The sequence below is a fragment of the Niallia sp. Man26 genome, from assembly GCF_022049065.2.
Classification (GTDB): domain Bacteria; phylum Bacillota; class Bacilli; order Bacillales; family Cytobacillaceae; genus Niallia.
The window spans coordinates 880,444-900,185 of sequence record NZ_CP095743.1 but is presented as its reverse complement, the minus strand read 5'-3'; the positions used below and the strand labels follow the sequence as shown (position 1 = coordinate 900,185).

The 19,742-nt window shown below is 37.9% G+C and carries 17 protein-coding genes and 1 other annotated feature; of the genes, 2 read left to right on the top strand and 15 right to left on the bottom strand.

The features are described from left to right. Nucleotides 1-247 precede the first annotated feature (247 nt). Nucleotides 248-427, top strand: coding sequence for a hypothetical protein (locus L8T27_RS04645; protein ID WP_233316730.1), 180 nt, complete (start codon nt 248-250; stop codon nt 425-427). A 36-nt stretch (nt 428-463) separates the two neighbouring features. On the opposite strand, the gene pepF is transcribed toward L8T27_RS04645, so the two are convergent. From pepF to L8T27_RS04585, 12 genes are all read right to left on the bottom strand, one after another. Beyond that, the gene (gene pepF, locus L8T27_RS04640) at nt 464-2,281 is read right to left on the bottom strand and encodes an oligoendopeptidase F (RefSeq protein ID WP_237940956.1); all 1,818 of its coding nucleotides are present in this window, start codon (nt 2,279-2,281) and stop codon (nt 464-466) included. Between the two features lie 165 nt (nt 2,282-2,446). Further along, a complete protein-coding gene (locus L8T27_RS04635; RefSeq protein ID WP_237940954.1) occupies nt 2,447-3,619 on the bottom strand; it encodes a competence protein CoiA in 1,173 nt (390 codons plus the stop codon). Between the two features lie 67 nt (nt 3,620-3,686). Further along, nucleotides 3,687-5,204, bottom strand: a complete 1,518-nt coding sequence (gene cls, locus L8T27_RS04630) for a cardiolipin synthase (protein WP_237940952.1) — start codon at nt 5,202-5,204, stop codon at nt 3,687-3,689. A 192-nt stretch (nt 5,205-5,396) separates the two neighbouring features. After that, nucleotides 5,397-6,056, bottom strand: a complete 660-nt coding sequence (gene mecA / locus L8T27_RS04625; RefSeq protein ID WP_233316726.1) for an adaptor protein MecA — start codon at nt 6,054-6,056, stop codon at nt 5,397-5,399. Nucleotides 6,057-6,477: 421 nt separating this feature from the next. Next, nucleotides 6,478-6,873 carry a transcriptional regulator SpxA gene (gene spxA / locus L8T27_RS04620; protein ID WP_233316725.1) on the bottom strand — a complete coding sequence of 132 codons (396 nt, stop codon included), beginning with the start codon at nt 6,871-6,873 and terminating at the stop codon, nt 6,478-6,480. Nucleotides 6,874-7,372: 499 nt separating this feature from the next. Continuing rightward, nucleotides 7,373-7,948, bottom strand: coding sequence for a GNAT family N-acetyltransferase (locus L8T27_RS04615; RefSeq protein ID WP_233316724.1), 576 nt, complete (start codon nt 7,946-7,948; stop codon nt 7,373-7,375). Nucleotides 7,949-7,960: 12 nt separating this feature from the next. Continuing rightward, entirely contained in the window at nt 7,961-9,163 is a 1,203-nt protein-coding gene (locus tag L8T27_RS04610) for a putative glycoside hydrolase (protein ID WP_237940950.1), read from the bottom strand. Between the two features lie 132 nt (nt 9,164-9,295). Then, nucleotides 9,296-10,231 carry an ABC transporter ATP-binding protein gene (locus L8T27_RS04605; protein WP_233316722.1) on the bottom strand — a complete coding sequence of 312 codons (936 nt, stop codon included), beginning with the start codon at nt 10,229-10,231 and terminating at the stop codon, nt 9,296-9,298. 1 nt (nt 10,232) lies between these two features. Beyond that, nucleotides 10,233-11,300: an ABC transporter ATP-binding protein gene (locus L8T27_RS04600; RefSeq protein WP_245399841.1), complete on the bottom strand. Its 1,068-nt coding sequence runs from the start codon at nt 11,298-11,300 to the stop codon at nt 10,233-10,235. A 12-nt stretch (nt 11,301-11,312) separates the two neighbouring features. Continuing rightward, nucleotides 11,313-12,230, bottom strand: coding sequence for an ABC transporter permease (locus L8T27_RS04595; RefSeq protein ID WP_233316720.1), 918 nt, complete (start codon nt 12,228-12,230; stop codon nt 11,313-11,315). Nucleotides 12,231-12,232: 2 nt separating this feature from the next. After that, complete coding sequence (locus L8T27_RS04590; protein WP_233316719.1) at nt 12,233-13,168, bottom strand: ABC transporter permease; 936 nt, start codon at nt 13,166-13,168, stop codon at nt 12,233-12,235. Between the two features lie 93 nt (nt 13,169-13,261). After that, on the bottom strand, nt 13,262-14,878 hold the full coding sequence (locus L8T27_RS04585) for a peptide ABC transporter substrate-binding protein (RefSeq protein WP_233316718.1): 1,617 nt from the start codon (nt 14,876-14,878) through the stop codon (nt 13,262-13,264). Between the two features lie 546 nt (nt 14,879-15,424). Next, nucleotides 15,425-15,642, top strand: a binding site (T-box leader). A 112-nt stretch (nt 15,643-15,754) separates the two neighbouring features. Between L8T27_RS04585 and trpS the strand changes: the two genes are divergently transcribed. Beyond that, entirely contained in the window at nt 15,755-16,744 is a 990-nt protein-coding gene (trpS, locus tag L8T27_RS04580) for a tryptophan--tRNA ligase (RefSeq protein ID WP_237940948.1), read from the top strand. Nucleotides 16,745-16,809: 65 nt separating this feature from the next. Here trpS and L8T27_RS04575 read toward each other — a convergent pair whose 3' ends face one another. The 3 genes from L8T27_RS04575 to opp4B form a co-directional block, all read right to left on the bottom strand. Then, complete coding sequence (locus L8T27_RS04575) at nt 16,810-17,559, bottom strand: YjbA family protein (protein ID WP_233316716.1); 750 nt, start codon at nt 17,557-17,559, stop codon at nt 16,810-16,812. 279 nt (nt 17,560-17,838) lie between these two features. Then, nucleotides 17,839-18,753, bottom strand: coding sequence for an oligopeptide ABC transporter permease (gene opp4C, locus L8T27_RS04570; protein ID WP_237940946.1), 915 nt, complete (start codon nt 18,751-18,753; stop codon nt 17,839-17,841). A gap of 12 nt (nt 18,754-18,765) precedes the next feature. After that, on the bottom strand, nt 18,766-19,731 hold the full coding sequence (gene opp4B / locus L8T27_RS04565; protein WP_233316714.1) for an oligopeptide ABC transporter permease: 966 nt from the start codon (nt 19,729-19,731) through the stop codon (nt 18,766-18,768). Nucleotides 19,732-19,742 lie beyond the last annotated feature (11 nt).

Genomic DNA, 19,742 nt, shown 5'->3' with positions numbered 1-19,742 from the left:
CTGTCTCAAGGCAAGGCCTTTTTTTATTAATTAACAAAGGGGATGGGAGAAATTTTTCACGGTCAAACAAAGGGGTATAAGTTTGTTTGTGATTAATTTCACAACATAATAATATCATATTATCATTATCCTTATCAATAAGTTTGTATATTTGTTCACAAAATAGACAAACTTTCATAACTAATGATGTAGAAACATACATTATTGACAGGCTAGCATTGATCTTAATGAAAGGAGATGAGTTAACATGAAGGCAATTATCCCTGTATCCCTGCTGCTTTGCATCTTGTTTGCATTCTTTTTGAATATTCTCGGGCTTATGCATATAATCCCCCTTTATATAAGCTCACCGCTTTTGTTTATCGCGCTCTTTCTATTTTTGTCGTTTATGAACAATCGCAAGAAGTTTAAAGGATTTCATAAGTAAAAAGGCATGCGGCTAAATAGCCGCATGCCTTAAACATTAAGAAAGCAGACTTTCCATTTCGTTGAGCTTTTGTTCAAATACTTTGCAAGCCTCTCTGATTGGGTCCTTGCTTGTCATATCAACTCCAGCTTTTTTCAGCACTTCAATTGGATAGTCGGAGCTTCCCGCTTTCAAGAAATCAATATAGCGATCCACTGCCGGCTTGCCTTCTTCAAGAATTTGTTTGCTTAAAGCTGTTGCTGCACTGTAGCCTGTCGCGTATTGGTACACATAGTAATCATAATAGAAGTGAGGAATTCTTGACCATTCTAAGCCGATTTCCTCATCAATAATGATATCTTCCTCGCCGTAATACTTTTTGTTTAGCGCATAGTACTCGGAAGTAAATAAATCAGCTGTCAATGCTTCGTTATTTTGCGCCTTTTCATGAATAAGGTGCTCAAACTCTGCGAACATAGTCTGACGGAATACAGTACCTCTGAAGCCTTCTAAATAATGGTTCAGCAAGTATAAGCGCTCTTGTTCATCTGTGATTGTTTTTAGCATATAATCGTTCAGCAATGCTTCATTGCATGTAGACGCAACCTCTGCGACAAAAATCGAATAATTTCCATACGGGTACGGCTGTGATTTTCTTGTATAATAGCTGTGAACAGAATGTCCGAATTCATGAGCCAAAGTAAACAGGTTATTCACATTATCCTGCCAGTTCATTAGGATATATGGATTGGTGCCGTATGTTCCTGATGAATAAGCTCCGCTTCTTTTCCCTTTGTTCTCGTGAACGTCAACCCATCGGTTTTCAAAGCCTTCTTTCAGAATGGATAAATACTCCTCTCCTAGCGGTGCAAGTCCTTTAAGGATATGTTCAGTAGCTTCTTGATAGCTGATCTCCATTTTCACATCCTTAACAAGCGGAGTATACAAGTCATACATATGAAGCTTCTCAAGACCAAGTACCTTTTTACGAAGCTTTACATAACGATGCAGCAATGGTAAATACTCATTGATTGTTTCCACAAGGTTTTCATATACCTGTTCAGGAATATTGTTAGCTGCAAGAGCTGCATGCCGTGCTGATTTATAATTTCGCACTCTTGCATTAAATGTATGGTTTTTTACTGTTCCGGATAATGTAGATGAAAACGTATTTTTGAATTTCCCATACGTATCATAAACCGCTTTAAACGCATCATGACGCACACGTTGATCTGCACTTTCCAAAAAGCGTGAATAGCGGCCATGTGTAACTTCCACATCTTCCCCATTCTCATCTTTAATGCTCGGGAATTCTATATCCGCATTATTAAGCATGCCGAATGTATTGCTAGATGCATCCAATACTTCAGATGCTTGGGCAAGAAGTGCTTCTTGATCTGCTGAAAGAACATGCGGACGCTGAAGGTTAATTTCCTCCAATGATTGTTCGTACAGGCGCAATTCTTCCTTCTCCTCAAGAAAACCCTTTATGATTGCTTCATCAATAGATAGAAGTTCTGGGACAATGTATGCGAGTTCACTCGCACTTTGTGCATATAAATTTTTTATCCGACTGTCCAGGCCTTGATAAAAGCCATTTGTTGTATCCTGATCATATCGCATATGTGCATATGTATATAATTTACCTAAACGGCTTAAAAGCGTATCCTGATATTGAAGCGCTTCGTACAAAACATCCGCACTTTCTGCAAGCTTTCCTTGATAGTCCCCTGCTTTTTTCGAGAGGGCCGTCACCTCTTCAAATTCTTTATTCCAGTCATCATCAGATGCGAAGATGTCTTCCAGTCTCCATGTGTCTTCCGTTGGAACTTCATTACGTAAAGGCAGTTTTTTTACAGTTGTTTCATTAGACATGTAAATCCTCCAATCTTTCCTTCGGATTTCGAAAAAATTTTCCTACCCGATATTTTCTATCTATTATAACTAAATTCCTGCTCATTTTTAAACTTTTGTGATTTACTAAGCTTATCATATGTAGCTTTGCTGTATTTCATTAATGATTTTTCCGTTTGGCTATTATTATTGTAAACTCCCTCCTTTTAACCTTAAATAAAAATCCTCCTCGTGTTTTGCCAGGGAGTCTGAGCTAAGGCAAGCTTCCTCACTGCTTGTAAAAAAATCTGGCCGAATCTCTTCTATCACCTTCATTTTCACAAGCACTGTTAAGTAATCATTAACTGTATTCCTCCAATTACTGTCTATAATATTGGGAAGATTGCGGACTGTGATGTCCCCCCTTTTTATTCTGCTTAGAAAAGCATCATAAACTTTATGAAGAGAAACAATTTTTCTAGCTGGCAGAAAACAGTCAATATACAAATATGCCTGCCAGATTAAAGGAGGAGTTAACAGTTTAATTCCTTCTTTCAAGGGAATGCCAATGAATGGCGGTATAACATGCGGATGCAAACCACTTTTGTAGAGATATCGCAAAAAGCGGTCATTCTCGTTTGAATGATAATGTATATGGTTATTCTTTTGTTTTTGAATGGCAGATTGCCAATCACTGTATGGAAAATTGCTGCTAAGATTTATTGTTTGTTCACGGAGGGTGACAGCAGCTAGTGGAAGCTTGTTAATAGAGGTAATAAATTTCTCTTTAGAAATGGGAATCGGGTTATCCATAATATAGAAGGATTTTTGGTATGGACAGTAAGCTGGGAGGATATATTTGCCCTTAAATGGAACAAGGAATGAGGATTGAAAAGCAGAAAATCGGGAGAAGCTCTTAGAACGTTTCACATTTTTATAACCTAATATCCAGATCGGCTGGTACTTTTCTTTTCGATATTGCTTTGTCCGTTTTTGCAAGCAGGACACTGGTATGGAAGAACATTGAAATTCTATGACATAATAAGAATTGTCCCACATGACACCAATATCTCCTCTTTGCTTAATGGACGGAAAATACGGCTCTAGTACTGGCTTTAATCCTAAATCCTTCAATCTATTATATATCTGCAGCTTTCCGTGCAAATGATAAGATGATTCCTGCTCACTGCTTCCACTGCAGGATACATCCTTACGGTGAGCAAAATGAGGCAGCCTTTTCTCTCCGTTCTTTAATACAACCACACTTCGGCATGCTGGACAATAGAATATGCTGTTTCTTTTTTCTGCCTGAAGCTCCTTTTTCTCTTTAAAATCCAAGGCGCAAACGATGCTTCCGTCCTTATTTAACGCAGTAAACAATAGACTGCCACGCTCCTTTGAAAAATGAAATTTTACAATTAATTAGAAAAAACTGAAGGCTCCTCCCTTATAAAAGGGGAGATAGAAGCCTTGATGTTGATTCGAGGATGCGGAAACCGACATGTCTTTTCCCGAATGAATCTATTTCAAGCTGCACAGCATCTTCCAAATCCTTCAAATAGATATCTGCCAGCTTTTTAGTGCTTTGGGTTTTGTATAAAAAGGCGCTTACTTCAAAGTTTAAGTGGAAGCTGCGCATATCCATATTGCATGTCCCTATGGAAGCTATTTCATTATCTACGATTAACAGCTTGCTGTGCATAAAGCCTTTTTCATACTCATAAATACGCACACCTGCCTCAAGCAGCTCAGGAAAATACGATCGGGATGCATGAAATACAATGCGCTTATCCGGCTTATTAGGAACAAGGATGCGTACATCAATGCCGCTCAATGAAGCAATCTTAATGGCAGAAAGGATGTCCTCATCAGGAATAAAATAAGGGCTTGCAATCCAGATTGATTTCGTTGCAGATGTCATCATCGAAAAAAAGATACTTTTGATGACACTCCATTCATTGTCAGGACCGCCGGCAATCAGCTGCACCCCGCCATGTGTGTTTTCTTCCGTAATCGGTGTTAGGTAATCATTTGTCAAAAAGCTGCTATTCGTCATATAATACCAATCCTGCAAAAATATCAGCTGTAGCGACCGGACCGCTTCTCCTTTCACCAAAAGGTGCGTGTCCCTCCAAAAGCCAATCGACTGATTTTTCCCTAGGTATTCATCACCTATATTGAGTCCACCGACAAATCCGATATTTCCATCAATAACGATAATTTTCCTGTGATTGCGAAAGTTAAACTTGCTGTTAAGTACCGGAAATTTAACTGGACCAAATGCAACAATCTCAATTCCAGCTTGCCGCATTTCATTAATATAGCGCTTCGAAAGCTGCCATGATCCGACTGCATCGTAAAGGAATCTTATTTTCACCCCTTGGTTCGCTTTCTCGATTAGGACATCCTTAATTTGCTGGCCAATGTCGTCATGCCTCACGATATAGTATTCAAGGTGAATATGATGCTCTGCTTTTTTCAACTCAGCTAATATGGAGGAAAACGTTTCATCTCCATTTGTGAGGATAGTGGAAGAAGTGCCGAATGAAATGGGGCTGTTGCCGATTTTTTCTGCTAGCCGGAACAAATTTTGCTGATGAAGATCCATTTCCTTTTGCCTTTCTTCTGTTCCAGTGCCAATTTCTCTTTCAATTCGCAAAAATGCCTGTTTATCAAGAAAGTACTTTTTACGATAAATTCTTTCTTTTCGATAATTACGTCCAAACAGGAGATAAAATATAAAGCCGACAACGGGAAAACTGCCAAGAACAACAAGCCATGTCAGTGTTTGTGTAGGATGCCTGTTTTCAAAGAAGATGACAAAGCCGATAAATATCACACAAAGACTTATAATTAAGCTAAGCTGTCCAATAATTCCGCCCTTAACGGTAATAAAAAAATTAAAAACATACACGAATATGCCTGCGGCTCCTAAAAATATTCCCAGCCTTGCTGTATGATTCATGTTAAACACCTGCCATCATTGCAATTATGTATACGCCCTATGTGAGAAAAAATTAAATGAAAAATAAAAAGCCTGTTCTCCTGTAAGGTGAAACTCACCATTACAATTTCTACTATATAGATAATCCATGACTATATATAGACTTTATAATGTGAATTTCTTGCCTTACCATTAAACAGGCTCTTTATTTATTTAATGAAAGTATTTTCTTAGCTCCATAAATACTTCGTCTTCTATGATTGCTTTGCCGTATTCTTCAACAACATGTATGGTTGTCTGCGTTTCTTGTCCATACTCAAGTAGGATGCTCAACGCATTGTCGACTTCTTCTTCATCCGTTTCTTCATCAAGAAACTGTACATACAAAAAGTATTCGTTCTTGTATGTGTAAAGTTTTGTATCGATTCCTTCCAGTCCATGAAGTTTGCTGAGGGAAATTAAGTCTTCAAATTCCTTAAAAGCGATAAGGAATTCAAGGTTTTCCCCAAAGTCATCGTCTCCATCCTTGACTGTGAAGTGCTGATCCATTAAATCTTCAAAGCGGTCATCCAATGGCAGATCCTTCAGCTTGTCTTCCGGAATGGAGATTTCGAATTTCTGACCGTCTTTTGACAGCTGTGCTCTTGTCACAAGTATTTCAAGTCCTTTATCCAATGCTTGAACTTGAATCCATAACGGCCCATCCAAAATAAAATCTTCCTCTTGATGAACTTCGTCCATCATCTCCCAAAAAAGCTCTTCGCTTCTTTCTCGGTTATACCATATTTCCTCCCGCTTAAAACCGCGTTCTTCTATATCAATATACGAAATATAAAACTTAACTGTATGATCATTAATACGTTCAATTTCCATTTTGCAACACTCCCTTCAAGCTATAATGGAAGGGACTAAACCCCCATACAGATATTCGTTTTATCCCATGCTTCATTTTTTAAAATAGAAGGTCAACTGCTATTGTACCTTGTACTTTATATTTTATGACAAAACCGCTTTAAATGGAATTAAAATATCCTGAAATCAGCAAAAACCAATGTATGCCTATATTCACGGTTATTTAAACGGTTTTTGCCTAAGTAAGGAGATTCTTTTTATAAGCGTATTCACTTCAAGCTATATTTAGTATTATTACCTCAGGAATTTAATTTCAAACCAAATTCCTTTTAAGGAGCTTGGACTTTTCCTACTATAGAAAAAAAGGTCTGACTATACTGTTCCACAATTATTGCAGAGCAGCTTTCTAGCCAGACCTATATATTATTATTTAATAATCAATTTAGTTCACTAGACGCTGTGCTTCACGCAATTGGAATGTTCTAACTTTCCTTGGTAGGAAGCGGCGTATTTCATCTTCATTATAACCAACCTGAAGCCTTTTTTCGTCCAGTATAATCGGACGGCGCAGTAATCCTGGGTTATCCTTAATTAACTCAAACAAGTTTTGTAAAGGCATTGTTTCAAGATTAACATTCAGCTTCTGGAATGTTTTGCTTCTTGTAGAGATAATCTCATCTGTACCGTCTTCAGTCATACGAAGAATCTCTTTGATTTCCTCAATGGATAACGGCTCTGAAAAGATGTTTCTTTCTTTATAAGCAATCTCATGTTCCTCTAACCATGCTTTTGCTTTTCTGCAGGATGTACAACTTGGTGAAGTGTATAATGTTACCATTTTACAAATTCACACTCCCTTTATTTAGACATGTATTTAGACCACTAGTTAATTCAAATAAATACTTGAGTATGTTATATTCTTAAATTGTAATTAATTTAATCAAGTAATTTATATTAATTATTATACACCAATTATAAGTAATTTGGTATAGTTTTTTTAAATATCATTTGTTTAGGTTTATTTAGAGTTGCTTTTTCTTTTAATATGCAGCCCATTTCAGTGTTTACGCCAATGATCACCCGCCCTTTTTCCTTATTTCCCAGTAAATTTTTGAGAATTTCAGGCTATTTAAATTGCTTACTATTATAGACGATTGAGATGTAAAAAGGTTTCATTTTTTTTAGGCGCATTTGTTTTTCTTTTATTTTTCCTGTTCTTAGTGTAAGTACCCGTTTGTCCCATTACATAAACCTCTTTTATCCATTCTCAATTAAGAATCAGTTATTGAAAATAAGATAGAAACATACATACGCTTTCCATCTGTTTTCAATTATAGTCAAATTTCGTCAAATATATCTCGCTTCTCTTTATCCTCATCAAATTGGACTGCTTGTTCAACCGGATCGTATGACTGTCCATAAAAATCACTGTCACGATACGTATGGATTTTTTCGTATGTTCTTACTAGTGCATCATACACCAGTTCTTCAGATTCATTAGTTGGTGACCAGTACAGTATTTCCATTACATTAACTTCTTTTGTTGCTAAAGATCTTCTTCTGTAGCCAATTGTCTTAGCGTGCTGGAAGCCTTCTCTTTTGTAAAACTTCAAGCGTTTTTTTGTATCTGAATCTTTATAGTTAACTGGTTCTACTTCCAAAATAATCGGTTTGCCCTTTTCTTTAAGTTTTTCTAACAGTTTATGCCCTAAACCTTGTCCTCTCGACTCTCCAGAAACAAACAGATAATCAATGAAAATAAAATCCTCCACTTCCACATACATCAATACATGGTGTTTCCCTTCATCCTTATGATAAATTTCTGGAAAATCTGCTAATAAGGCTTCCATATGTTCTTGTGATTTCATCTCTTCTATCGGAAAATACTCATTTAATTTCTCATACCAATGCATATTGAAAAACTCCTATCTTTTCTTTGATTCCGCCGGTTTGTAATTCACGTTGCTTGTATACTTACAGCCTGCGTTCCAGAGAAGGAACTCTTTCACTCCATTTGCGTATAAAGCGTCAATTTGAGCTTCCACTTGCTTTTTTCCGTAAGGCTGATAATTTCCCTTTCCTAAATAAACAGCAGTGAAGTCTTGAATCCATGGCCGGGAAATTAGTGGATTGCGCAAACTTGTCAGCTTTTGCTTCTCTACTTTCATGTACGCGTCTACAAGGCGGTATGGTTCAAGGTCAGGCTTTTTTATTCCAAAATAAGGACCCCAATGACTTGGATAAATCATGCTTGAAATAACATCAACATTTTTGCTGATTTCTGTGAAGTTCTGACCAATGCCAGGAGCTTCTTCCAGTGTTGCCGCATAGCCGAATATATCCACAGAAACTTTTACATGATACGGCTTAAGCTTTTCCTTCGCATATTTAACAAAGTCAGATACTGCTTTTACCCTTCTTTGCCCTTCACTTATATTCAGTTTCCCATAATCACCTTTAGAATAACTTAAATTAGCGCCTTTTTTTTCAAAACCTTCAGGAAAACGGACATAATCGAACTGAACTTCTTGAAATCCTAGCTGTGCTGCCTCTATTGCTGCTGCTACATTATAGTCCCAAACATCCTTCACAAAAGGGTTAATAAAGGCTTCATTACGCTCATTTTTCCAAACCTTTTCGCCATTTCTGAATGTCCACTCTGGTTTTAGCTGTGCCAGATGACTGTCCTTGAAAACAACAATTCTTGCAATTGGATAGATGCCTGCTTTCTCCAATTTTTTTAGCATGGCGGGGATACTTTTCACTTTATTAGAACCTGCGTTTGCTAACGATGAAGCTTTTGTTGGCTTATAAACGAGCTTTCCGCTGTCCTCCTTAAAATCAATAACCATCGCGTTCAAATCTGTTTGATTCACAAACTGAATTAGCTGATTAAACCGATTGCTGTTTCCTGCCGCACTGCCGCTAACATAAATGCCTCTGACTGCGTCAGGATAAGGAAATGTCAGACTTGTTTTCTTCCTTTCAGAAACTTCTTCAGGAAAACCCTTTAGAAGCTTCTCCGTTTGTTGGTCTGATAACAAATCAGGCTTTTCAGCTCCTGTTGTGTTAGGTATTAACAATAAAGCACATAATGCAAAAGATAAGTAAAAAGTAATGTATTTCATACGACACCTCCACAATCTTTCTTTTATTATGTGCCTGTTTCTATTAATTCATGGTTAAATGTTCTTGCCATTCTCCATTAACTGAAAAAAAGCAAAAAAAATAACGATCTCAAATCGAGAGATCGTTATGAATTAACTTTTGAATTGCAGTTTATATTGATTATACTCTGCCTCCGAACAATATACGAAATGTCCTGGTTTTACTTCGCGCATTTTAAGCTCTTCGCCCTCTTTATACTGATGTACAGCAGGATCATACGCTGTTCTTGTACGAGTGCGCTCTGTCTCAGGGTCTGGAAGCGGAATAGCAGACAGCAAGCTCTTTGTATATGGGTGGATAGGATTGTTGTACAGCTCATCAGCAGGAGCTAACTCTACCAGCTTCCCAAAATACATAACGCCAATACGGTCACTAATATATTTAACCATTGAAAGGTCATGGGCAATAAACAAGTATGTTAAGCCTTTTTCTTTTTGCAGCTTTTTCATCAAGTTTACAACCTGAGCTTGGATTGATACGTCAAGTGCAGAGATCGGCTCATCGGCAATGATGAAATCTGGATCTACAGCAAGTGCGCGGGCAATTCCGATACGCTGTCTTTGTCCGCCGGAAAACTCATGCGGATAGCGGTTGGCATGCTCTTTGTTTAACCCAACTGTATTCAGCAGCTCATATACCTTTTCCATGCGTTCTTTTTTGGTTTTCGCTAATCCATGGATATCAATGCCCTCTGCGATAATATCAGCTACCGTCATACGAGGGTTCAAGGATGCATATGGATCTTGGAAAATCATTTGCATTTTACGATTGAATTTCTTCAAATCTGCAGTTGATTTTTTTCCGTGAACATTTTCTCCATTAAATAGAACTTGTCCACTTGTTGCTTCATAAAGGCGAATAATTGATCGGCCTGTCGTACTTTTACCACAGCCGGATTCACCAACTAAACCTAATGTTTCTCCTCTGTAGATATCAAAGGATACACCATCTACGGCTTTTACCAAATTTGGTCTGCCGACATTGAAATGCTGCTTTAAGTCTTTTATTTCAAGTAATTTCTCAGCCATTTCATAAATCCCCCTTCACTAGTACAGGTTTATCAAAGTTAGTGGATAAAGGACGGATTTTCTCCTTCACAGATGCAGGCGGTTCAACAGCTGGAGCATCTGGATGCAGCAGCCAAGATTTCACGAAATGCGTTTCTGAAACCTGATACATTGGCGGCTCTTGCTCATAATCGATTGCAAGGGCATTCGGATTTCTCGGTGCAAACGCGTCACCAACAGGAGGGTTTGTCAAATCAGGTGGTGTTCCTGGAATGGCAGCAAGCTCCGTTTCTCCATCATTATCCAAGCTAGGCATAGACGCAAGCAATCCCCAAGTATATGGGTGTCTTGGATCATAGAATATTTCATCTACTGTGCCCATTTCAACGATTTCACCAGCATACATAACAGCAACACGATCTGCAACATTCGCAACAACACCGAGATCATGAGTGATAAAGATGATGCTTGTATCCATTTTGTTTTGCAATTCCTTCATTAAATCAAGGATTTGTGCCTGAATTGTAACATCCAATGCAGTTGTAGGCTCATCGGCAATAAGCAAGGATGGTCTTGCAGCAAGAGCGATAGCAATCATTGCACGCTGTCTCATACCGCCTGAAAATTCATGAGGGTATTGATTAACCCTTTTTTCTGGCATTGGAATTCCAACAAGCTTCAGCAATTCAATTGCTCTTTCTTTTGCCTTTTCCTTCGAAATATCCTGATGCTTAATAATTACTTCCATGATTTGTGTTCCGATTCTCATCGTTGGGTTCAATGATGTCATTGGATCTTGGAAGATCATGCTGATATCCTTACCGCGGATAGCTTGCATTTCTTTTTCTGTTTTTGGAACAATATCTTGACCCTTAAACAGGATTTGTCCGCCTTTAATTTGACCAGGTGGCATTGGAATCAGCTTCATCAATGTTTGGGATGTTACACTTTTTCCTGATCCTGATTCTCCGACGATAGCCAATGTTTCTCCTTTATATAAATCAAAAGAAACACCGCGTACTGCTTGAACTTCTCCTCCATACGTATGGAATGAGACTTTTAAATCTTTTACTTCTAACAATTTTTCCATTTTGCTCACTCCTTACTTACGTAGTCTTGGATCTAGTGCATCACGTATGCCGTCGCCGATTACATTAAATGCAAAGATTGTTAAACAGATAAACAATGCTGGGAAGAATACACGCCATGGGTAGTAGCTCATCGCTGCGATACCATCATTAGCCATTGTTCCCCAACTTGCTAAAGGAGGTGTTAAACCTAATCCTAAATAGCTCAAGAATGCTTCTGTAAAGATAGCATTTGGGATAGTCAAAGTTAATGTTACAAGAATAGGTCCCATTGCATTTGGAATCAAGTGTTTGCCCATGATTCTTGTTAAGCCTGCACCTAAAGTTCTTGAAGCCAAAATATACTCTTGGTTTTTCAATGAAAGCACTTGTCCACGTGTAATACGTGCCATGTTAATCCAACCGGTAATACTCATTGCCAGGATCATTGTTCCTAATCCTTGACCTAAAACTACCATTAATAAGATAACTAGAAGCAAGTAAGGAATTCCGTAAAGTACGTCTGCAATCCTCATCATTACTTCATCGACACGGCCGCCTTTATACCCAGAGATTCCCCCCCAGATTACACCAATTACTAAGTCAATGATAGCAGCTGCAATCCCGATGAATAGAGAGATTTTCGCACCATACCAAATACGAGCGAACATATCACGTCCAAGATCATCTGTACCGAAGTAATGCTCTGCACTTGGAGGCTGGTTTGCTTTCATTAAGTCGTTTTCACGATAATCATATTGTGTAAGAAAAGGTCCCAAAAACGCCATAACAATTAAAATAATTAACAGCACAAGGCCGAACATAGCAAGCTTGTTCTTTCTGAAACGCATAAAAACGTCTTTCCAGAAGGACAGACTCGGTCTGGAAATCGTTTCTGCTTCAGCGCTGCTGTTACCGACAACTTTGAATTTATCTTTTGAAATTTGCTGCATGCTTATTCTCCTTTCTTCCCGCCAGCTAATTTAATGCGTGGATCGATTAGTCCATATAATATGTCGACAAGAAGAACAGATACTAATAGGATAATACTATAGAAAACTGTTACACCCATAATTACTGTATAATCACGGTTACCGATGCTCTTGACGAAATGTGATCCAAGACCTGGTATGCCGAATATTTTCTCAATGACAAAGCTTCCTGTTACAATCCCTGCAGATAGTGGTCCCATATAGGATACTACTGGAAGAATAGCGTTACGGATAGCGTGTTTTACTGTAATAGTAGTTTGGCTCAAGCCTTTTGCTTTTGCCGTTTTAATATAATCATTGCTCAACACTTCAAGCATAGATGATCTTGTAAGTCGGGCAATGAACGCCGTTGGCCCTGCTGCTAATGCGATGGCAGGCAAGACGCTTTGTGAGAATGTTCCCCATCTTGCAACCGGGAACCAGCCTAATTTCATCGCGAATACATATTGTAAAAATGCGGCCATAATAAAGGAAGGAACAGATATTCCGAGTACTGCTATAATCATTGCTGTATAATCCTGCCATTTGTTATGCTTCAATGCAGCAATAATACCAAGTAATACACCAACTGCTAATGCAATAAAGATTGCTTCCATTCCCAGAACTAAGGAAACAGGGAATCCTTCATTGATTAAGTCATTAACTGTTTGGCTCTTATATTTGAATGATGGGCCGAAATCCCATTGTACAATGCGAAGTAGATACTCCCCATATTGGACATACCAAGGGTCATTTAGTCCATAATGTTCATTTAAGTTAGCTTCAATTGCTGGTGGCAGCTGTTTCTCTGATGTAAAAGGGTTACCTGGTGCCAACCTCATGAAGAAAAACGTTGCTGTTACAATAAGCAGTAAAGAAAGTAACATAAACAGCAGACGTCTTGTCAAGTACTTTATCATGATTTAAACCTCCAATATTTTCTAATCACCTCTAATTAGAAAGGAAGGTATATGAAGCAAAAGCTTCATATACCTTTTTACTTTTGACTTATATTATTCGAAATAAGCCCATTTCAATTGAGCATCACCAAGACCAGAAATTACTACATCTTTCAGGTTGTCTTTTTGTACCCAAACATTTGTATAGAAGTAAATCGGTGCGATTGGAAGCTCGTCCATTAGAATTGCTTCAGCATCTTTAAGCATTTGTTGACGTTTTGCTGCATCAGTTTCCTTTTGAGAATCGATCAACAATTGTTTAAATTCTGCATTTTCCCAGTTTGTATCGTTGTTACCGCCCTCTTTATCGCGGTATAGCTCAAGGAAGTTGATTGCATCATTGAAGTCACCTAACCAGCCCATACGTCCGATTTGGTAATCGCCAGAGTGAAGTTTATCAATGTAAACAGCCCACTCTTCGTTTCCTAATGTTACATCAATTCCAAGGTTATTTTTCCACATATCTTGAATTGCTTGAGCAATTTTCGCATGTGCTTCATCTGTGTTGTAAGATAAAGTGATAGTTGGAAGTTCTGAAGCATCTTTCAAGCCTAGCTCATCAAGACCTTTTTGAAGTTCTGCTTTTGCAGCTTCGATATCATTGTCTTTGAAGTAGCCTTCTTCGTTCTCAGGGAACATTGTTGGAGGAACAGCTGCCATTGCTGGAATTTGTCCACCTTGTGTAATTTGGTCTACAATTGATTGACGATCAATTGCATATGTCAATGCTTTACGGATATGAACGTTGTTCAAAGGTTCAACTTCCGTATTGAATTTGTACCAGTAAGTACCAGCAGTTGCTTGAGTTTTCAACTCGCCGCTGTCTTTAAGTGCTTTAATAGCATCTGTTGAAACAGTATCGAATGGAAGACCATTCCAGTCTAACTCATCGTTTTCGTACATGCTGCGAGAAGTTCCAGCATCATCGATCATAGAATATTCAACTGTTGCTAGCTTAACTGTGTCAGCATCCCAATAAGTTTCGTTTTTCTCTAGCTTAATGGATTCGCTGTGGTTCCATTCAGTCATTTTGAATGGTCCGTTTGATACATAATCATCTCCAGCATCTTTATACCAGTCTGGATTTTCTTTAGCAATTGTGCTGTTTACAGGGAAGTAAGTGTAAAAAGCAGTTAATTGAGTGAAGTATGGAGTTGGGTTGTTTAAAGTAACTTCAAGCGTTTTCTCGTCGATTGCTTTAACTCCAACATCATCTAGCTTACCTTTACCAGTGTTAGCTTCTTCAGCACCTTTTACATAGTAAAGCTGGTAAGCATATTGTGATTGGTTAGCTGGGTCAAGAGCCCATTTCCAAGCATACACAAAGTCTTCAGCAGTTACAGGATCACCGTTTGACCAGTTAGCATCTTCTTTAATTTTGAAAGTATAAGTTAATTGGTCGTCTGAAACTTGAATGTCTTCAGCCATTGCTTCCTCAGGCTCACCGTCTTTATCAATACGAGTTAAACCTTCAAAAGTTTGAAGCAATACGTTGCTTGATGTAGAATCATTCGCTAAACCAGGGTTTAGTGAGAATGGCTCTGATCTGATGTTAAGACGCAAATCTTGTTTTGCCTCTTCTGAGCTACCGCTGTCGCCGTTGCCACAAGCTGCAAGGAATGCACTAAGTGCAAGTACTAATGATAGAAGTACAAGCATTCTCTTTTTCATTGTTTTACCCCCTTATATATTTTGTCCACAAGTGGAGTTTCCAAAAATTATCTTTCCCATATAAAACGCAAGAATACATAAACTTATATTTCCTAAATAGTCTGTAAATTCAAGCCCACTTATTCGCTATTCAGCAATAGTAAACAATCCTTTATGTAACCTTCGTCACTACTAAACAATTAGGCTAGTATAATAATGAATTAGGAAATAAACTTTAGTATCCAATTGTTTCAAATAGTCTGAAATATCACTTTTAATTTCCACTCGTAAAACCAATTATATATATCGACCTATTAGATTGCAAGAAATTTGTAGAATTTTGTAGAATTAAGAATAATCTAAATTAATTTAATTTATAGATTTTTCTGTGAATAATATTCTGATATACTTTGTAGCTAGAAAATTAAAATTTCCTAACATTTTCCTGATAAAGTTATCCCTTCTTTATCTTCATTGAATCAATTAGGCCTCTAAGCGTAAAATATCCCTTGCCTTCCCTTGATTTTTCCTTGTTTTTAGTTTAATTTATACATATATAGTTAATACATTTATGCTTTGATAAAGAGTAGTACTTATATAATGGTTTAAAAGAGAGTTTGTGTCTGGTGAAAACAAACAGCCAGTTATAAGGAATGGACTTTTGAGCACTGAAATAGAACTGCTACTTCTTGCATATTACATTTCAGCGACTTCCTTTCGTTACCAAGGATAAAGTGGCTTGTTTTAAGCAATTAGGGTGGCACCGCGGACCATTCGTCCCTATGTTCGTATAGGGACGTGTGGTCTTTTTTTGTGCAAAAAATTCCTTGCAGGCTTAAAAAGACGTTTCTATGTCCAACCTTTATATAGTACAAACAGCAAATGGAGGAAAAACAAATGAAAACAATCTTTTCCGGCATCCAGCCGAGCGGAACAATTACTTTAGGAAATTATATTGGCGCACTAAGTCAGTTTGTGGAGCTACAGGATGATTATAACTGCTATTTCTGCATTGTTGATCAGCATGCGATCACAGTTCCGCAAGACCGCCTTGTATTAAGAAACAATATCCGCAGCCTAGCTGCATTGTATCTTGCTGTCGGTATTAACCCTGAAAAGGCTACATTATTCATCCAATCAGAAGTGCCTGCCCATGCTCAAGGTGCTTGGATGATGCAATGTATTTCCTATATAGGGGAATTAGAGCGCATGACGCAATTTAAAGATAAATCAGCTGGCAAAGAAGGTGTCTCTGCAGCACTTCTCACATACCCGCCATTGATGGCAACAGACATTCTGCTGTACAGCACAGATTTAGTTCCAGTCGGCGAAGACCAAAAGCAGCATTTAGAGCTTACACGAGATCTTGCTGAAAGATTCAACAAGAAATATAACGACATTCTGACAATACCAGAAGTTCGTATCCCTAAAGTCGGCGCAAGAATCATGTCACTGCAAGAACCGACGAAAAAAATGAGCAAATCTGATCCTAATAAAAAGGCAACAATCACTCTATTAGATGAACCGTCAGCCATTGTCAAAAAGATCAAGAGTGCTGTTACAGATTCAGAAGGCATCGTGAAGTTTGATATTGAAAATAAACCGGGAGTTTCCAACCTGTTGTCTATTTACTCTATTCTTTCAGGGAAATCAATTGCAAGCTTGGAGGAAATGTATGAAGGCAAAGGCTACGGCGACTTTAAAGCAGATCTTGCAGAAGTAGTTGTTGATACACTTCGTCCAATTCAAGAGAAATACAATGAATTAATGAACTCCCCTGAGCTTGACGAGATTTTAGATTTAGGTGCGGAAAAAGCGAATAAAGCAGCAAACAAAATGGTTAAAAAAATGGAAAACGCTATGGGCTTAGGCCGCAAGCGCAGATAATAAAAACAGGCTGATAGATAGCTATCAGCCTGTTTTTATGTCTTATAATAGAAGAAAGCAGTTATTTAATTTACCTTTGGTCCATGTTCTAATTCCCAAAGCTTCTCAAAAAAGGGCTGTCCTTTTATGATGTTTTCACAAAACGTCTCATGCTTTGGCGACCAGCCAAATTTCGTGCAGTCAAACAGCTCACTCCAAGCATCCTCAAATTCAAGGCTTTGAATATCAAAATACTTCTCTGGGCTCCATTCTGTATACCAATATCTCACTTCTGCAACATTTTCAGAGGAATGCAGCTGATCGAGTGCCATGAACAACAATTGCTTAAGCTGACGCTCTTTTCTAGTCAGCCCGTACATCATTTGCGGCTCAGGCGACAGGATATGAAACTCCTTATTTTCTTCGTTGTCTGTTTGAAAGTTGTAGTTTATAGTCTCTTGGCTTTCAAGTAACTCATATGCCAGCTGTTCCTGCCTAGGTATCATCCTGCTTTTTCTAATCGGAATGGAATAACCAAGTGTATCAACAACCAAAATCCCTATTCCATCTGAAACAACAAAGCAATAATCCAATTGGATTCTTTCATGGTTTTTTCGAAGATAAGCTTTTTGGTAAATTTCTTCAAGCAGCTGCCTCGGAAGCTCTGCTAAATCATTTTCTATGTAGTTAAACAACACCGAATCAATCTTTACGAGCGGCACCTGATCAAGCAGCTCCACCCCATCTTCTTTTCTCCATTCGTGGAAATGGCAAACATTATAACCGTTTTCTTCTCCTTCAAACCAATTAACCCAAACATCATGAAGATATTGCATATTATTATCCCTCGCTTCAACAACTGTTTGTCAATCAGTATGGGCATCGAGCAGTAAATTTATTCCTGTTTTGTCATTGTTCTTATAAGTTTCTTTTCTAGAAAGCATGTAATCTTTGCACTCGCCCATTCATAGTATGTTTATTATTATGATACATTTCTCTTATATATGTACAAACTCTCCATAGATTTAAAAAGCAAAAAAGCCTTTCTATGTAAGAAAGACTTATTACCTTTATATCTATAGCCTTTTCTAATTGTACAGTAAACCTGTTAATCATTAACGTTTGGATTTTGGGTTGAAGGCATCTTTTAGGCCTTCGCCTATGAAGTTAATGGATAGGATAGTCAATGTAATCATAATGGCTGGCGGTAGCCAAATCCACGGTTTATTTTGGAGCACATCTGGTTCATTTGCAGAAGACAGCATATTTCCCCAGCTTGGCACCTCTTGAGGTACACCAAACCCTAAATAGCTTAAACCTGATTCTACAACAATCATGCTTGCAAATAGGATAGAAGCCTGCACAATAATGGTAGACATTACATTCGGCAGCAAATGCTTAATAATGACTTTACTCGGTTTACCGCCAATGGAAATGGCAGCTAATATATATTCGTTTTCCTTCTCAGAGAGAATTTTACTGCGCACAATCCTTGCTACTCCACCCCAGCTCAACAGACTTATCACAATGATTAATACCCATAAGCCTGAAACAATACCTTGAAGAATGGCATTGAGCACGATGACAAACACTAAAAACGGAAAAACCATGATAAAATCAGTAAAACGCATTAACAAACTATCAATTCTGCCACCATAATAACCAGCAATCGAACCGACTAATGTGCCTAAGAAAACGACAGCTACAGTACAGCATATGCCTACAAGCAAGGAAATCCTTCCTCCATATAATAAGCGAGTAAACACATCTCTTCCGCTTTTATCAGTACCAAGCCAATGGTCACCTGAAGGCTCCAAAGACATTTGCCCTATATTTACCTTAGTTATGTCAATTGTTGTGATATACGGAGCTAAAAAAGAAAGAATTGTTACAAGGATAAGGAATAGCAGGCTTACCATTGCAATCTTATTCTTGATGAATTTACTTCTGGCTAATGCCCATGGAGAAAGGCTTTTCGTTTTTATGTCTACGCTTAAGTTATTATTATTTTTCGGAGTAATTACTTCCATTTCCCTTTCCTCCTAACTTACCCTTATCCTTGGATCTACAACGCCATATAAAATATCAGCTATGAGGTTGCCCAACAATGTTAAAAACGAAAATAGCATTAATAATGTTAACAAAACAGGATAATCTCTTGTTCCTACCGATTGGATCATTAATTGACCAATACCAGGATAAGTGAAAATTGTTTCGGTTATTACAGCACCGCCTATTAATGCAGCGATATCAAATCCTAAAAAGGTAACTAGTGGTATCATTGAATTCCGTAATATATGCACATTATAAATCTTATTTTCATGCGTTCCTTTGGCTCTAGCTGTTCTCACAAAATCCTTCCTGCTGTTTTCAATGATGTCATTTCTAAGAAATTGTGTATAGCTCGCTGTTGCTAATGCACCAAGGACAATTGCCGGCAAGAAAACATGATGCAGCTTACTGATGTAATATTCAAACGATCCTTTCATCAGACCAATTCCTACAGAACCGTTCGAAGGGAACCAGTTTAACTTAAATGCAAAAATATATATAGTAATGACTCCAGCTACAAACGAAGGAATTGCCAGACCTATATAGTTTATACCTGCAATCAGGTTGTCCCGAATTGTATAAGGTTTTCTTCCAGAAATCATCCCGAAAGTAAAGGCAAGGATATACGTAATAATTAGAGCAGTGATTCCCAAGAAAATTGTATTAGGGAGCCGTTCAGTAATGAGATCGGCTACATCTATTTTATAGCGGGTTGATATACCAAAATCACCTTTAATAAAATCTGTTACCCAGCGAAAATATTGAACATATTCTGGATCATTGTATCCGAGTTTTTCTCTCATTTCAGCTATGTACTGAGGGTCTGTGTTATTAGGATCAATTTCTCCACTGAGGGAATCCCCTGGCATTAATTTCGCCAGGGAGAATACCACAACAGAAGTAAGGAGCAACATTGGTATCATGCCTAATATTCTTCGCAATGTATATTTCAACATGTAACTCTCTT

Bases quoted from the DNA above. Each gene is read 5' to 3' on its own strand.
- L8T27_RS04605 (WP_233316722.1), bottom strand. From the start codon at position 10,231: ATGGCTGAGAAATTACTTGAAATAAAAGACTTAAAGCAGCATTTCAAT.
- opp4C (WP_237940946.1), bottom strand. From the start codon at position 18,753: ATGGAAGTAATTACTCCGAAAAATAATAATAACTTAAGCGTAGACATA.
- pepF (WP_237940956.1), bottom strand. From the start codon at position 2,281: ATGTCTAATGAAACAACTGTAAAAAAACTGCCTTTACGTAATGAAGTT.
- mecA (WP_233316726.1), bottom strand. From the start codon at position 6,056: ATGGAAATTGAACGTATTAATGATCATACAGTTAAGTTTTATATTTCG.
- L8T27_RS04610 (WP_237940950.1), bottom strand. From the start codon at position 9,163: ATGAAATACATTACTTTTTACTTATCTTTTGCATTATGTGCTTTATTG.
- opp4B (WP_233316714.1), bottom strand. From the start codon at position 19,731: ATGTTGAAATATACATTGCGAAGAATATTAGGCATGATACCAATGTTG.
- L8T27_RS04585 (WP_233316718.1), bottom strand. From the start codon at position 14,878: ATGAAAAAGAGAATGCTTGTACTTCTATCATTAGTACTTGCACTTAGT.
- L8T27_RS04575 (WP_233316716.1), bottom strand. From the start codon at position 17,559: ATGCAATATCTTCATGATGTTTGGGTTAATTGGTTTGAAGGAGAAGAA.
- L8T27_RS04595 (WP_233316720.1), bottom strand. From the start codon at position 12,230: ATGCAGCAAATTTCAAAAGATAAATTCAAAGTTGTCGGTAACAGCAGC.
- cls (WP_237940952.1), bottom strand. From the start codon at position 5,204: ATGAATCATACAGCAAGGCTGGGAATATTTTTAGGAGCCGCAGGCATA.
- spxA (WP_233316725.1), bottom strand. From the start codon at position 6,873: ATGGTAACATTATACACTTCACCAAGTTGTACATCCTGCAGAAAAGCA.
- L8T27_RS04615 (WP_233316724.1), bottom strand. From the start codon at position 7,948: ATGCATTGGTATGAGAAATTAAATGAGTATTTTCCGATAGAAGAGATG.
- L8T27_RS04590 (WP_233316719.1), bottom strand. From the start codon at position 13,168: ATGATAAAGTACTTGACAAGACGTCTGCTGTTTATGTTACTTTCTTTA.
- trpS (WP_237940948.1), top strand. From the start codon at position 15,755: ATGAAAACAATCTTTTCCGGCATCCAGCCGAGCGGAACAATTACTTTA.
- L8T27_RS04645 (WP_233316730.1), top strand. From the start codon at position 248: ATGAAGGCAATTATCCCTGTATCCCTGCTGCTTTGCATCTTGTTTGCA.
- L8T27_RS04600 (WP_245399841.1), bottom strand. From the start codon at position 11,300: ATGGAAAAATTGTTAGAAGTAAAAGATTTAAAAGTCTCATTCCATACG.